Genomic DNA, 13,778 nt, shown 5'->3' on the forward strand with positions numbered 1-13,778 from the left:
ACTGATAACGGTAAATAAAAAAGTAAAATTATTTTTATGAGAATATTAAAAATAATTCCCTCATTAACTCGTAAAGCTACCCCGATCACAGTTATCAAGAAACGTAATTTGATAACCAGAAAACAGAATACAACCTGCTGCGCCAATCGCTTACAAGATCGGTACCAACCCGTTACCGCCGTAAGGCGAAGGATAACTGTGATGCGTGAAGGGAACCTCTCCGTTAAGGAAAAAATTGGCTATGGCCTTGGGGATGCCGCCAGCCACATCGTGTTTGATAACGTTATGCTCTATATGATGTTTTTCTATACCGATATCTTTGGCATTCCCGCCGGATTTGTCGGCACGCTGTTTCTGCTGGCGCGTGTGCTGGATGCCGTTTCCGATCCCTGTATGGGACTCATCGCTGACCGCACCCGCAGCCGCTGGGGCAAATTTCGTCCCTGGATTTTGTTTGGCGCGATCCCGTTCGGCATTACCTGCGTGTTTGCCTATAGCACGCCCGATCTCAGCCTTAATGGCAAAATGATTTACGCTGCGGTGACCTATACGCTCCTGACCCTGATGTATACCGTGGTGAATATTCCCTACTGCGCGTTGGGCGGCGTCATCACCAATAATCCCGAACAGCGTATTTCGCTGCAATCCTGGCGCTTTGTGCTGGCGACGGCGGGCGGAATGCTGTCAACCGTACTGATGATGCCGCTGGTGACGTTAATCGGCGGCGACGATAAAGCCTTTGGCTTTCAGTGGGGCATCGCGCTGTTGGCTGGCGTGGCGTTTATTATGCTGGCGATCTGCTTTGCGACCACTAAAGAGCGCGTACAGGCGCCACCAAATACCACGCCGATTCGTGAAGACCTGCGCGATATCTGGCAAAACGATCAATGGCGCGTGGTGGGCGTACTGACGTTGCTGAATATTATGGCGGTCTCAATTCGCGGCGGCGCGATGATGTATTACGTTACCTGGATTATGCGATCACCCGCGCTGTTTACCCTTTTCCTGACCACCTATTGCGTTGGCAATCTGATCGGCAGCGCATTAGCGAAACCGCTGACCGACTGGAAATGCAAAGTCACTATTTTCTGGTGGGCCAACGCGGCGCTGGCGGTGCTGAGCGCAGCGATGTTCTTTGTGCCGATACAGGCCAGCACCACTATGTTTATTTTCATCTTTGTGATTGGCGTGCTGCACCAGCTGGTGACGCCGATTCAGTGGGTGATGATGTCCGATACCGTGGATTATGGCGAATGGCGCAACGGCAAGCGCCTCACCGGCATCAGCTTTGCTGGCACGCTGTTTGTGTTGAAGCTTGGTCTGGCGGTTGGCGGCGCGCTTATCGGCTGGATGCTGGCGGGCGGCGGCTATCAGGCTGGGGCCGCGGCGCAAAACAGCACCACCATCAGCATTATTATTGCGCTGTTTACCCTGATTCCAGGCCTCTGCTACCTGATCAGCGCGCTGGTGGCGAAACGCTACTACACCCTGAAAACACCCTTGCTAAAAACGATTCTGGCTGCGCTGGCGCAAAAGTCGTCATCCGAGCCGCAGGATGCGCCTGCGTGCCAGGAGCGCTTCGACAACGCGCCGGTTTCTAAATGATTCAAGCTTTTAGAGGATAAAAAAATGAAAATTAGCGACGGTAACTGGCTGATCCAGCCGGGCCTTTCTCTGATTCATCCGCTGCAGGTATTCGACGTTGAGCAGCAGGGGAACGAGATGGTGCTGTACGCCGGGACAAAAGATGTCAGCGAACGCGCCGGACAGCTGGATACGCCGCTGTTTACGCTGCGCTTTTTCTCGCCGCAGGAGGGGATTATCGGCGTGCGGCTTGAGCATTTTCAGGGCGGGGTGGATAAAGGGCCGCACTATCCGCTGAACCTGCGTAGCGATGTGGCTACCGTGCAGGAAAACAATGCGCAATACGCCAGCCTGACCAGCGGCAGCCTGAGCGTCAGAGTCATCAAAGGCGACGGCTGGGCGCTGGATTTCCTACGCGATGGCGTACGCATCACCGGCAGCGCGTATAAAAACAGCGGCTATGTGCAGGATAATAATACGCGCTCCACCCATGTGTTTGAGCGGCTCGATCTGAGCGTAGGCGAAACGGTTTATGGCCTCGGCGAACGCTTCACCGCGCTGGTAAAAAACGGCCAGACAGTAGAGACCTGGAACCGCGACGGCGGCACCAGCACTGAGCAGGCGTATAAAAACATTCCGTTTTACCTGACTAACCGCGGTTATGGCGTGCTGGTTAACCATCCGGAATGTGTTTCCTTTGAGGTGGGCTCAGAGAAAGTATCAAAAGTGCAGTTCAGCGTCGCCGGAGAATATCTCGAATACTTTGTGATTGACGGCCCGACGCCCAAAGCGGTGCTGGATCGTTACACGCGCCTGAGCGGACGTCCGGCATTGCCGCCCGCCTGGTCATTCGGCCTGTGGCTGACCACTTCCTTTACCACCAATTATGACGAGGAAACGGTTAACCGTTTTATCGACGGCATGGCGGAGCGGCAGCTTCCGCTGCACGTTTTCCACTTTGACTGTTTCTGGATGAAAGCTTTTCAGTGGTGCGATTTTGAATGGGATCCCGCCACCTTTCCCGACCCGCAAGGCATGCTGCGACGGCTAAAGGCGCGCGGCCTGAAAATTTGCGTATGGATCAATCCCTATATCGGCCAGAAATCGCCGCTGTTTCAGGAAGGACGCCAACAGGGCTATTTGCTGAAGCGGCCTGACGGCGCGGTCTGGCAGTGGGATAAATGGCAGCCCGGCCAGGGGATTGTTGATTTTACCAACCCTGAGGCCTGCGAATGGTACGCCGGGCATTTAAGGCGCCTGGTGCGGATGGGCGTGGACTGTTTCAAAACCGACTTTGGCGAACGCATCCCTGTCGATGTGCTGTGGCATGACGGCTCCGATCCGCAGAAAATGCACAACCACTATGCCTTTATCTATAACCAGCTGGTGTGGAACGTACTGAAAGAGGAGCTGGGAGAAGAAGAAGCGGTGCTGTTTGCCCGTACCGCTTCCGTTGGCGCGCAGCAGTTCCCGGTACACTGGGGCGGCGACTGCTATGCCAATTACGAATCAATGGCGGAAAGCTTGCGCGGCGGCTTATCACTGGGCATGTCGGGCTTCGGCTTCTGGAGCCACGATATTGGTGGCTTTGAAAATACCGCTCCGGCTGAAGTATATAAACGCTGGTGCGCGTTCGGCCTGCTGTCGAGCCACAGCCGTTTGCACGGCAGTAAATCCTATCGCGTGCCCTGGGCTTACGATGACGAAGCCTGCGATGTAGTACGCCATTTCACTCAACTGAAGTGTCGGCTGATGCCTTATCTTTATCGTCAGGCGGCGCTGGCGCATGAGACCGGAACGCCGATGATGCGCGCCATGATGCTGGAGTTCCCTGACGATCCCGGCTGTGACTATCTGGACCGCCAGTATATGTTAGGCGATTCGCTACTGGTGGCGCCGGTATTCAGCGATGCGGGCGACGTCGCGTTCTGGCTGCCGGAAGGGCGCTGGACGCATCTGCTCAATAATCATGAGACGCAGGGCGGCCGCTGGCATAAACAACAACACGGCTTCTTAAGCCTGCCGCTTTATGTCCGTGGCAATACGCTGCTGGCGCTGGGCAATAACGATCGCCAGCCGGACTATGAGTGGCATACCGGCACCGCTTTCCAGCTGTTTAGCCTTGAGGATGGATGCGAAGCGCAATGTGAGGTTCCTGCCGCCGATGGCGCGACGTTGTTTACGTTGAAGGCGCGGCGGGAAGGGGAAACGCTAACGGTGCAGGGCGAAGGCTGCGCAACGGGCTGGACGCTTTGCCTGCGTAATATTAACGAGGTGAAAGAGGTGCAGCAGGGGCACTACGCTACAGGAGAACAGGGCGTGGTGATTACACCCGCCAGCGCAGAATCCACGCTGGTGATTAGATTGTGAGTTGAAACGTTTATTTCATTTGGGATGAAAGGCCGGGAGGATCCTCAGGATCGAACCCGGCTTTTTTTGAGGATCCGATCGTTTATTGCAATTGTTCGATCTAAAAGAAGGTTAACGCCAGTCCCCTCCAGCGGCCTTATTTATCAGCCTATCTGCTTTCTTTCTGGCTAAGAAGTAATGCCTGGCTTTATCTTTCAGGAAGTTACAAGCTAAATCTTCATTACAGAAGAAAACAGCAGAGCCAATAACCAGGAATAATAATGGTATGAATAACGGCAGGCAGGAACGGACAGGCAATGCATCACCGGAAGCCCGCTGTTAAACCAGCTTCCGGCAGGGTTGTTATCAGGCGGCTGGTGGTACCGTTCGGGCAAAGCTTTCGCGCTGAAACATTTTTTCCACCAGCTTCACCAGCGCCGGGCGGTCAACGCACCAGTTCGGCGCCAGATGGCGAAAATTAAGATAGCCAATGGCACAGGCGGCAGCGATATCAGCCAGGTTGAGCTGTTCGGTGTTCAGCCATTTTTGACTGGCCGCTTCGCGCTCCAGCGCATCCAAACCACGCTGAATTTTTTGGCGTTGACGCAGCATATTTTCCGGCGATTGCTGCTCGATCGGGCGCAATTGCTCACGCACGATAATCAACGCCGCATCGCAGATGCCGTCGGCCAGCGTTTCCAACTGCCTGATTTTTACCGCCGCAAAAGGCGCTTCCGGTAGAAATTTTGGCGTCTGCGGTTGGGTTTCCAGCCACGCGGCGATAATCGACGAGTCATACCAGCACTCATCGTTGTCATCGACCAGCGCCGGAACCTTGCCTAACGGATTATATTGCGGAACGGGACTCTCTTCGATCCAGGGCGATTCGTTAACAAACTCAAAGGGGAGGCCTTTTTCCAGCATCAGAACGGAAATCTTACGTACATAAGGGCTGGTATAGTTGCCGATAAGCTTCATTACGGTGATTCCCTACGAGTGAAGGGGTGGAATGGCCAGGCCATTGCTGCATGGGCCTGGCCGCGCACGGTTAGTCGGTGCCGGGAAACAGGAACGGATTCAGGCTGCTGCGGGCAAAACCCTCTTGCTCCATGCGCGCATCCAGAATCAGCGAGGCGAGATCGTCTGCCACCGGTTCAACCGCCGGATCTTTCTCCTGCCATAGCATTTTAAGGTAGGTGCCGCAGTCGCCGCAGCTTTCCGCTTTTATCGACGCTTGTTCATCTTCCAGCGACCAGTAATGCAAATCGCGCGTCTGTTCGCAGTTGGTGCATTTGGCGCGCAGCACATACCATTCGCTTTCACACAAATTACAGTGCAGATAACGCAGGCCGCCGCCCTGAGAGCCCATATGAACCACGCTGGAGACCGGCACGCTGTTGCAAACCGGGCAGAATTGCCGCTGCTCGCCATATTTGGCGCGCGCCTTGCCGGGAATTAACGCGGCCATCTGCGCCCAGTAAATCGACAGCGCCGCCCAGATAAAGGGGGCTTTGTCGCTGCTGACCTGAGCAAAATCATGCTCAAGCAGGGCCGAGGCCAGCGCATCCAGCTCCGGAGCCGAGGTTTTTTCCAGGTTCTCCAGCACCGCCAGCGCCTGACCGGTCATCTCCGGCTTGAGTTCGGCAATCAGCGAATGCAGCAGGCGCTGCCAGTGAGGATCGCGCGGTAAAGTATGAATATCCAGCGGCGGCTTGCCGCTGGCGGCAGTCTCTACCAGACGCGCATGGAGATCCATATGCAACGGATGATCGTAAAGCACGATTTCCTGCGCTTCGGCAATAAAAGCGGCAAAGCGCAGATAGTCGCCCAGCGGATTTTTTTCCGCCAGCTGGCGCAGACGTGCGGCGCGGCGGCTGTATAAATTCTTCAGCCTGGGGAAAAGTAACGGCGGAATCATATCCGCCGTTGTTTTGTCGCTTTTCTCCAGCTGTTCTTGCGGGATAATGCGAATAGTCATCAGGGACGTTTTTCCTGTTTTCTCAGTTGGTTCTGCTGCTCACGAACAGCGCGATACCAGCGCGGATGGTGCTGCTTTGCCCATAACGGCGTAACCCAGCCTTCCACCATGGCGGTGATGGTGCCTTTTATCCACAGCGCGGCGTAAATATGCACCATAATCACCACGATCAGGCCCACCGCCGCCAGCGAATGCACCAGTAAGGCCAGCCTGATCAGCGGAATGGGAAAGGCAGCGGCAAAGTAAGGACGCCAGATGACAATACCACTCGCCAGCAGCAGCAGCAGACTGATGATAGCAGCCCAGAATACACACTTCTGTCCGAAATTATAGCGGCCGGTATCGCCGACCTCCTCATTCATGGCAATTTTATGGATGTTTTTTGCCCACTCCAGGTCGTCACGGTTAACCAGGTTGTGCTTCCAGTAGCGGAAAAACATCAGCAGAAAGGCCAGGAACATCGCCACCCCGATAAACGGATGCAGAATGCGCGCCAGCTGCGGCGTGCCCAGCAGGTTTAACAGCCAGTTAAACGAAGGGAAAAGAAAGCCCAATCCACTAAAGGCGGCGAATATAAAGCAGAACGCCACAATCCAGTGGTTGATGCGTTCCGGCGCGCTGTAGCGCACGATCAGGTCGCGTTTTTTCATGATTTACCCTCCTCGTTTTCTTGCTGTGCGTTGTCCTCTTCCTCGTGCACGCGGTTCGGGCCAATCCCCACATAATGGAAGAGCGAACCGGCAAAGGTCGCCGCGAAGCCGATGGCCGCCAGTGGTTTCCAAATTCCTTTCCAGAAGGTGACCGTCGGGCTGATGGCGGGATTCTCCGGCAGGCCGTGATAAAGCTGCGGTTTGTCGGCATGATGCAGTACGTACATGACATGCGTACCACCAACGCCTGCCGGATCGTAAAGACCGGCATTTTGATAACCGCGCGTTTTTAGCTCTTTGACGCGCTCTGCCGCCAACTGATGCATATCCGCTTTCGTGCCAAAATGGATAGCGCCGGTAGGGCAGGTTTTCACGCAGGCGGGTTCCTGACCTGCGCTCACGCGATCGACGCACAGGGTGCATTTATAAACGCGGTTATCCTCTTTGTTGAGGCGCGGCACGTTGAAAGGACAGCCCGCGATGCAGTAGCCGCAGCCAATACAATGCTCAGACTGAAAATCGACGATGCCGTTAGCGTACTGGATAATCGCGCCTTCCGCCGGACACGCCTTCAGGCAGCCCGGATCGGCGCAGTGCATGCAGCCATCCTTACGAATGAGCCACTCCAGCCTGCCGTTCTCTTCCACTTCCGAGAAGCGCATCACCGTCCAGGATTTTGCAGTCATATCGATCGGGTTATCGTAGACGCCGACGTTAATCCCCGGTTCATCACGAATATCGTTCCACTCCGAACAGGCGACCTGGCAGCCCTTGCAGCCAATACAGGTCGTTACGTCAATAAGCTTCGCCACTTCCTGTTGATGGTCACGCGCCTGCGGCGGCGGCGTTAACCCGTTGGTCGCGGAGCGGCGAATAATGTCTTGTGATTGGTAAGCCATAATCGTTCTCCGTTACACCTTTTCCACGTTAACCAAAAAGCCTTTGTATTCAGGCGTCTGAGAGTTGGCATCGCCCACCGATGGGGTCAGCGTATTGGCCAAAAAGCCTTTTTTCGTCGCGCCTTCAAAACCCCAGTGACACGGAATACCAACGGTATCCACCGGCTTATCGTTAATGGTCAGGCGGCGCAGACGTTTGGTGACCACCGCTTTCGCTTTGATATAGCCACGCTGTGAGCTGATTTTGATCTCATCTCCCGCCTTAATACCTTTATCTGCCGCCAACTCCACGCCAATCTCCACAAACTGTTCAGGCTGAGCGATAGCGTTCAGTAGCGCATGTTTGGTCCAGTGGCGGAACAGTTCGGTAATCGAGTAGGTGGTGGCGACGTAAGGGAATTTATCCGCCTGACCCAGCGTCTCGGCATCGCGTGAGAAAATACGCACCACCGGGCTATGAACCTGCGTAGGATGCAGCAGATTGGTACCGGCAGGGCTTTCCATCGGTTCATAATGTTCAGGGAACGGACCATCCTTTAACTTATCCAGCGCAAACAGATGTCCCATGCCGTCCGGCAGCATAATAAAAGGCCCAACCTGTTTTTCCGGCGCGGCGGTGACGGGATAATCTGGCACATCGTAGCCCTGCCAGCGCTTACCATCCCATTCGATCAGCTTGCGTTTCGGGTCCCAGGCTTTGCCGCGCGGATCGGCGGATGCGCGGTTATAGAGGATGCGGCGGTTAGCCGGCCACGCCCACGCCCAGCCTGATATCGCTCCCAGGCCAGAAGGATCGGCATTGTCACGGCGCGCCATCTGGTTGCCTTCCGGCGTCCAGCTACCGGCGTAGATCCAGCAGGCGCTGGCGGTGGTGCCGTCATTACGCAATTCAGCGAAGGAGTTAAGCTGCTGGCCCTTTTTCAACAGCAGCTTGCCGTTATCATCATAAATATCGGCCAACGCCTGACCGTTGCTTTCGCGCGCCACCTCTTCCGGCTCTGGGTTCGAGGGATCGGTGTAGTTCCAGTTCATCGCCATCAGCGGTTCCGGCGCGATGCCGCCCTGCTGGCGATAGAGTTCGCGCAGGCGCAGGAAAATATTGCCAAGGATTTTCCCGTCGTGCAGCGCCTCTGCCGGTGGTTCGGCGGCTGCCCAGTGCCATTGCAGCCAGCGGGAAGAGTTCGCTACCGAACCGTTTTCCTCGGCAAAACAGGAGGAGGGCAGGCGAAACACTTCCGTCTGGATATTAGCGGGATCGGCCGCGTTAAATTCACCGTGGTGCTGCCAGAAGCTGGCCGTTTCGGTGCTGAGCGGATCGATAACCACCATATATTTCAAACGAGAAAAAGCGCGGAATGCTTTGTTTTTATTCGGGAAGGCGGCCAGCGGGTTAAAGCCCTGGATGATATAGCCGTTAAATTTCCCCTCTTCCATCATCTCTGCCTGCGCCATGCAGTCATAGCTTTTGTCCCACTTCGGCAGCCAGTCGTAGCCCCACTGGTTATCCGCCGTGGCATTGTCGCCGTAAAAGCTTTTCATCAGGCTGACAAAAAACTTATCGGTGTTCTGCCAGTAATTGACCTGACCAGGCAGCGGGGAGGTAGGCGTCGCCTGTTGCAGATATTGCGCGAGCGTGGTTTGCTTTTCCGAAGGCAGCGGCAGATAGCCAGGCAAGCTTTGCGCCAGCAGGCCGAGGTCGGTATAGCCCTGAACGTTGGAGTGACCGCGCAGCGCGTTAATACCGCCGCCAGGCATACCGATATTGCCCAACAGCAGCTGAATAATCGCTGCGGTACGGATAATTTGCGCGCCATTGGTGTGATGCGTCCAGCCCAGCGCATACAGGAAGGTGGTGGTGCGGTTGGGGACGCTGGTGCTGGCCAGCGTCTGGCAGATGGTGAGAAACTCCTCCTGCGACGTGCCGCACAATCGGCTGACCATTTTCGGCGTATAGCGGCTGGCATGTTTTTTCAGCAGGTTCAGCACGCAGCGCGGGTGCGTTAAGGTGTTATCGCGCTTCGCCTCGCCGTTTTCGTCCAGCTCATAATGCCAGCTGCTTTTATCATACTGGCGTGTCGCGTCGTCGTAGCCGCTGAACAGACCCTCTTCGAAGCGGTAGCCTTTGCTGACAATCATTGCGGCATTGGTGTAGGCTTTCACATATTCATGCTGGATCTGGTTGTGCTCCAGCAGATAGTTAACCACGCCCATCAGGAAAGCGACGTCGCTACCGGCGCGCAGCGGCGCAAAAATATCCGCTACCGCAGCCGAACGGTTAAAACGTGGATCGACTACGATAACTTTGGCTTTATTATGGGTTTTCGCTTCAATAACCCATTTAAATCCTACCGGATGCGCTTCCGCCGGGTTGCCGCCCATGATCATAACCACATCGGCGTTTTTGATATCGTTCCAGTTATTGGTCATCGCGCCACGACCAAAGCTGGGCGCCAGCGCGGATACCGTTGGGCCGTGGCAGAGACGCGCCTGGTTTTCCAGCGGCAGGATGCCTAACGCGCGGGCAAACTTGTGATCGAGCAGGCCGGTTTCATTACTGGCTGCGGAAGAACAAAGCATGCCGGTTGTTGTCCAGCGATTGACCGTTGTGCCTTGCGCATTCTTTTGTTGGAAGTTAGCATCGCGGTCGGCCTTCATCAGTCGGGCGATGCGATCGAACGCTTCATCCCAACTGATACGCTGCCACTTATCGCTGCCTGGCGCGCGATATTCAGGGTATTTAAGGCGCTTTTCGCTGTGGATATAATCGAGAACGCCAGCCCCTTTCGGGCAAAGCGAACCCCGGCTTACCGGATGATCGGGATCGCCTTCAATATGATAAATAGAGGAAATGGCATTCTTCGCGCCGTCGCCTCGGCTGTAAATCAGCATGCCGCAGCCTACGGAGCAGTAAGTACAGTTATTTCGGGTTTCCTTTGCCCGAAGCAATTTATATTCGCGAACGTTTGCGAGAGCAGTGGAGGGCGTAAAGCCTAATAATGTTAGAGTTGTCCCTGCCATGCCGCCCGCACAGATTTTAAAAAAACTGCGTCTATTTATATGCATAGTATTATTTTTTGCTCAAAACATTGCCAGAACGACAAAAAATAACACTCTTACGACTATTTTTTTTGACAACCATCAATAAGTAATTATTTTGTTATTGTTTTTTAAACGATTAATTATAAAGAGGTATATGCACTAAATTGATTGATTTAGTGGTTTCATTAAATAAATTGCCATTAGGGCGAATTTTCTGAGTTTTTATTGCGCGCGTTTCGGTTTAAATATTTCATTTAAAAAGTGCGTTTCAGCCTTTCGCATTTTATGTGTAGCGATTTTTTTGCCATACGCGGGCCACAGGTTCAGAATTGCGGTGCAAATCCCACATTTATCGCGACCGAAGATATCCGCTTAACGTGTGGCTGTTATAACCAGGTAGACGTAAATTGAAATCAGAAACCCAACACAACGCCGGGACGATAGCGCCTCCTGCTGGCGTCAGCGAAGTAAAAGTATGGCAGCGCGATGCGCTGGCGGATGCCTGCCAGGACTGGCTGGCGGATGAAGTGCCGGTGGCGCTGGTCTATAACGGTATTTCGCATGTCGTGATGATGAGTACGCCGAAAGATCTTGAAGCGTTTGCGCTCGGCTTTTCGCTCTCAGAAGGAATTATCGTTGCGCCAGAAGAGATTTACGGCATGGATGTAGTGCCGGGCTGTAATGGCATTGAGGTGCAGATTGAGCTTTCCAGCCGCCGTTTTATGGCGCTGAAAGAACAGCGCCGGGCCATGGCTGGACGCACCGGCTGCGGCGTATGCGGCGTTGAACAGCTCAATGAAATCGGTAAGCCGATTCAGCCGCTGCCGTTCACTCAGACATTCGACTTACGTCAGTTGGACAACGCGCTGCGTCAGCTGAAAGAGTATCAACCCGTCGGGCAACTGACCGGCTGTACCCATGCCGCGGCGTGGATAGCGGAAACGGGCGAACTCACGGGCGGTTGTGAAGATGTTGGCCGTCACGTGGCGCTGGACAAGCTGCTGGGTTATCGCAGCCGTCGCGGATGGGCGCGCGGCGCGGCGCTGGTTTCCAGTCGCGCCAGTTATGAAATGGTGCAAAAATCGGCCATGTGCGGCGTAGAAATTTTGTTTGCCGTGTCAGCCGCTACCAAACTGGCGGTAGAAGTGGCGGAACGCAGCAACCTGACGCTGGTGGGTTTCAGCAAACCAGGCCGCGCAACGGTATATACGCATCCTCAAAGGCTGAGATGGTCGCAGGGTTAAGTTCCCCCATTTATGCTGCTGAAATTAAAATAAAGCTGCCCGTAATATACAGGGCAGCTTTATTTTTTTATGGGGTTAATATAGTGATTCGTTTAACGAGGTTATTTTATTCAATAACTTAATTACGGCGTTTATTTAATTTTCCGCAGGTGAGTTGGTTGCGAAATAATTACCATTAAGTCGTGATAATGAGATAATCATTTATTGCGATAATTTTTCCTAAGTATTATTAATATTACGTGATTCGCATAACATTCATGGAGGATGGCGCTATGACACGTAATGTTGTTCCTGGATATTGTATTATAGAACAAGCCGGTACTTTGGATTTTCAGGCCCGGCAACTGTTCCACGATGTTCGCAGCCCTTCAGCTAATTTATTTATAAAACTTAACGCTGATACTCAGTGGCTAAAGCCTGGGCAGATAGTTATTGTTGCCGATGCAGAGGCACCTTTAACCAGGCAAATGTTGTATACCTTGCGAGAGGCAAAGCAGCGTACCAATGCGGCATTTATTGGTGTCAGTACGGGGGAAGCGAGTTTTCTGCAAAAGCACTACGGTATGATCGCAGGGCTTACTCAGGCGGGAGGGAAAATTTTTGGTACAGTAGGGGATACAGGAGAGAAATATTTTTCTGCAATCGAGCGGACATTGAAAAAAATCGAGGTCAGCTATCAAAACCAGTTCCGCACCCAGGGTACGCTTATTGGTCAGCAGTTTTTTATTGAACGTAATCAGCTGCTGGAAGAGTTGAAGGAACTGGTCAATAAACCTTTATTGAAATCGGTTGCCCGTCACGCCATAAAATTTGCACCTTACGACGATATGCGCAAGGCATTGAAACTCTCCAGCCGTTCGATTGTTCATGAATGGTCTACGGTAGGGATGAGTGGCATTCCCGGCTATGCTACGTTTGTTGGCAATGCGGCGAAGGCCGCGCGATATCTAAAGTTAGGGGGCTATATTGGCATCGGATTTTCTTTTGCTGGTAAGACTAATGATATTGTTGCTGCCTGTACCAGCGGCAGAGAACAGGAGTGCGGGACATTTGCGTTTAAAGAGTATATGAAATTTGGTGCAGGAACTATCTTAGGGCTGTGGGGCGGAGCCGCTGGTTCTTCTCTGGGAATTGGCGCATGTGCAGCTATCGGTATCGTAACAGCTGGAGCGGGTGGCGTGGCATGTGCAGTTGTAGGCTCGCTCGCTGGTGGATATGCAGGAAGCCAGTTCGGCGAAATTGCTGGCGAAAAACTCGTTGAAATGGTGGGTAATTAAAATGCGTGTTTTTGTGGGATACTTGTTACTGACATCATGTGCTATTGGCATCATATTAATGGCGTGCAGTTTTATTACCTATGCCTTTAATAGAAAAAAATATTATGGCTTGCTGGATTTATACAGACGTAGTCAGTTAGATTTTCCAATGCCTTACTCATTTCAGTCAATGATGGGTTTTTTTGGTGCCTGGCCAGTATCTCAGTTTTTCCTGAGTTTAAAAAAAGGGAAAAAGATCTTTTTTTTAGCAGAAAATAGCAATGCTTATGATTTTTTCAAACAGCATTATCATGCTGATTTAAAATGGATGAGCAGGTTCTATTGGTTATGGACAACAGCGCTTTTACTGGTGGCGTCGCCGTGCCTCGTGGTTTTTTTCTTATAACGTAAAATGATTTCACAGAACATTATGCGCGTACTGCCTGCCGCCTGGGCGCGTGGTGTATTCCTCACGAGTTTGTAACAACTGGCTCATCTCGATTTGTAACTACGCTTGTTGTTACGCCACATTTCTTTACGGCAATTCTGATACTTCTGCTGATATAAAACCTCGTCGCCCGCTTTGCAATCGGCCATACCGGGGCCTGACCGTTTTCCCTCCGCTCAATACGCCTTCCCTGGCTTCAGCAAACCGCGCACCCGTTAGCAATATCTGTTATAACCTTATAAAGAGAGGGGCATTGATAATCCTTTTCCCGATCATTAATTTAACTATAATGATCCGACTGCTTACGCGGTGCTTACAACTGAAAGTGCCG

General features: G+C 53.0%; 10 protein-coding genes. 5 read left to right on the forward strand and 5 right to left on the reverse strand.

Annotated features, from left to right (window positions below):
- Window positions 1-201: 201 nt before the first annotated feature.
- Both J2X14_RS11075 and yicI read left to right on the forward strand, forming a co-directional pair.
- Window positions 202-1,605 carry a glycoside-pentoside-hexuronide family transporter gene (locus J2X14_RS11075; RefSeq protein WP_352411271.1) on the forward strand — a complete coding sequence of 468 codons (1,404 nt, stop codon included), beginning with the start codon at window positions 202-204 and terminating at the stop codon, window positions 1,603-1,605.
- A gap of 24 nt (window positions 1,606-1,629) precedes the next feature.
- Window positions 1,630-3,954 (forward strand): alpha-xylosidase, encoded by a 2,325-nt coding sequence (yicI, locus tag J2X14_RS11080; RefSeq protein ID WP_352411272.1) that lies wholly within the window; start codon window positions 1,630-1,632, stop codon window positions 3,952-3,954.
- 345 nt (window positions 3,955-4,299) lie between these two features.
- On the opposite strand, the gene J2X14_RS11085 is transcribed toward yicI, so the two are convergent.
- The 5 genes from J2X14_RS11085 to fdnG all read right to left on the reverse strand — a co-directional run bounded on the left by J2X14_RS11085 (window position 4,300) and on the right by fdnG (window position 10,523).
- Complete coding sequence (locus J2X14_RS11085) at window positions 4,300-4,911, reverse strand: glutathione S-transferase (RefSeq protein ID WP_352411273.1); 612 nt, start codon at window positions 4,909-4,911, stop codon at window positions 4,300-4,302.
- Window positions 4,912-4,981: 70 nt separating this feature from the next.
- A complete protein-coding gene (gene fdhE, locus J2X14_RS11090; protein ID WP_352411274.1) occupies window positions 4,982-5,911 on the reverse strand; it encodes a formate dehydrogenase accessory protein FdhE in 930 nt (309 codons plus the stop codon).
- Window positions 5,911-6,561, reverse strand: coding sequence for a formate dehydrogenase cytochrome b556 subunit (gene fdoI / locus J2X14_RS11095; protein ID WP_352411275.1), 651 nt, complete (start codon window positions 6,559-6,561; stop codon window positions 5,911-5,913). The genes fdhE and fdoI overlap by 1 nt, the downstream gene beginning before the upstream one ends.
- Window positions 6,558-7,460 carry a formate dehydrogenase subunit beta gene (fdxH, locus tag J2X14_RS11100; RefSeq protein WP_352411276.1) on the reverse strand — a complete coding sequence of 301 codons (903 nt, stop codon included), beginning with the start codon at window positions 7,458-7,460 and terminating at the stop codon, window positions 6,558-6,560. The genes fdoI and fdxH overlap by 4 nt, the downstream gene beginning before the upstream one ends.
- A 12-nt stretch (window positions 7,461-7,472) precedes the next feature.
- On the reverse strand, window positions 7,473-10,523 hold the full coding sequence (fdnG, locus tag J2X14_RS11105) for a formate dehydrogenase-N subunit alpha (protein ID WP_352411277.1): 3,051 nt from the start codon (window positions 10,521-10,523) through the stop codon (window positions 7,473-7,475).
- 416 nt (window positions 10,524-10,939) lie between these two features.
- On the opposite strand from fdnG, the gene fdhD reads away from it, so the two are divergent.
- The 3 genes from fdhD (at window position 10,940) to J2X14_RS11120 (ending at window position 13,405) form a co-directional block, all read left to right on the forward strand.
- Window positions 10,940-11,743, forward strand: coding sequence for a formate dehydrogenase accessory sulfurtransferase FdhD (gene fdhD, locus J2X14_RS11110; RefSeq protein WP_502889999.1), 804 nt, complete (start codon window positions 10,940-10,942; stop codon window positions 11,741-11,743).
- 272 nt (window positions 11,744-12,015) lie between these two features.
- Window positions 12,016-13,020, forward strand: a complete 1,005-nt coding sequence (locus J2X14_RS11115; RefSeq protein WP_352411279.1) for a hypothetical protein — start codon at window positions 12,016-12,018, stop codon at window positions 13,018-13,020.
- 1 nt (window position 13,021) lies between these two features.
- Window positions 13,022-13,405, forward strand: coding sequence for a hypothetical protein (locus tag J2X14_RS11120; RefSeq protein WP_352411280.1), 384 nt, complete (start codon window positions 13,022-13,024; stop codon window positions 13,403-13,405).
- Window positions 13,406-13,778: the final 373 nt, after the last annotated feature.

Source organism: Mixta sp. BE291, from assembly GCF_031457955.1.
Taxonomy (GTDB): Bacteria; Pseudomonadota; Gammaproteobacteria; order Enterobacterales; family Enterobacteriaceae; genus Mixta.

Bases quoted from the DNA above. Each gene is read 5' to 3' on its own strand.
- J2X14_RS11075 (WP_352411271.1), top strand. From the start codon at position 202: ATGCGTGAAGGGAACCTCTCCGTTAAGGAAAAAATTGGCTATGGCCTT.
- yicI (WP_352411272.1), top strand. From the start codon at position 1,630: ATGAAAATTAGCGACGGTAACTGGCTGATCCAGCCGGGCCTTTCTCTG.
- J2X14_RS11085 (WP_352411273.1), bottom strand. From the start codon at position 4,911: ATGAAGCTTATCGGCAACTATACCAGCCCTTATGTACGTAAGATTTCC.
- fdhE (WP_352411274.1), bottom strand. From the start codon at position 5,911: ATGACTATTCGCATTATCCCGCAAGAACAGCTGGAGAAAAGCGACAAA.
- fdoI (WP_352411275.1), bottom strand. From the start codon at position 6,561: ATGAAAAAACGCGACCTGATCGTGCGCTACAGCGCGCCGGAACGCATC.
- fdxH (WP_352411276.1), bottom strand. From the start codon at position 7,460: ATGGCTTACCAATCACAAGACATTATTCGCCGCTCCGCGACCAACGGG.
- fdnG (WP_352411277.1), bottom strand. From the start codon at position 10,523: ATGCATATAAATAGACGCAGTTTTTTTAAAATCTGTGCGGGCGGCATG.
- J2X14_RS11115 (WP_352411279.1), top strand. From the start codon at position 12,016: ATGACACGTAATGTTGTTCCTGGATATTGTATTATAGAACAAGCCGGT.
- J2X14_RS11120 (WP_352411280.1), top strand. From the start codon at position 13,022: ATGCGTGTTTTTGTGGGATACTTGTTACTGACATCATGTGCTATTGGC.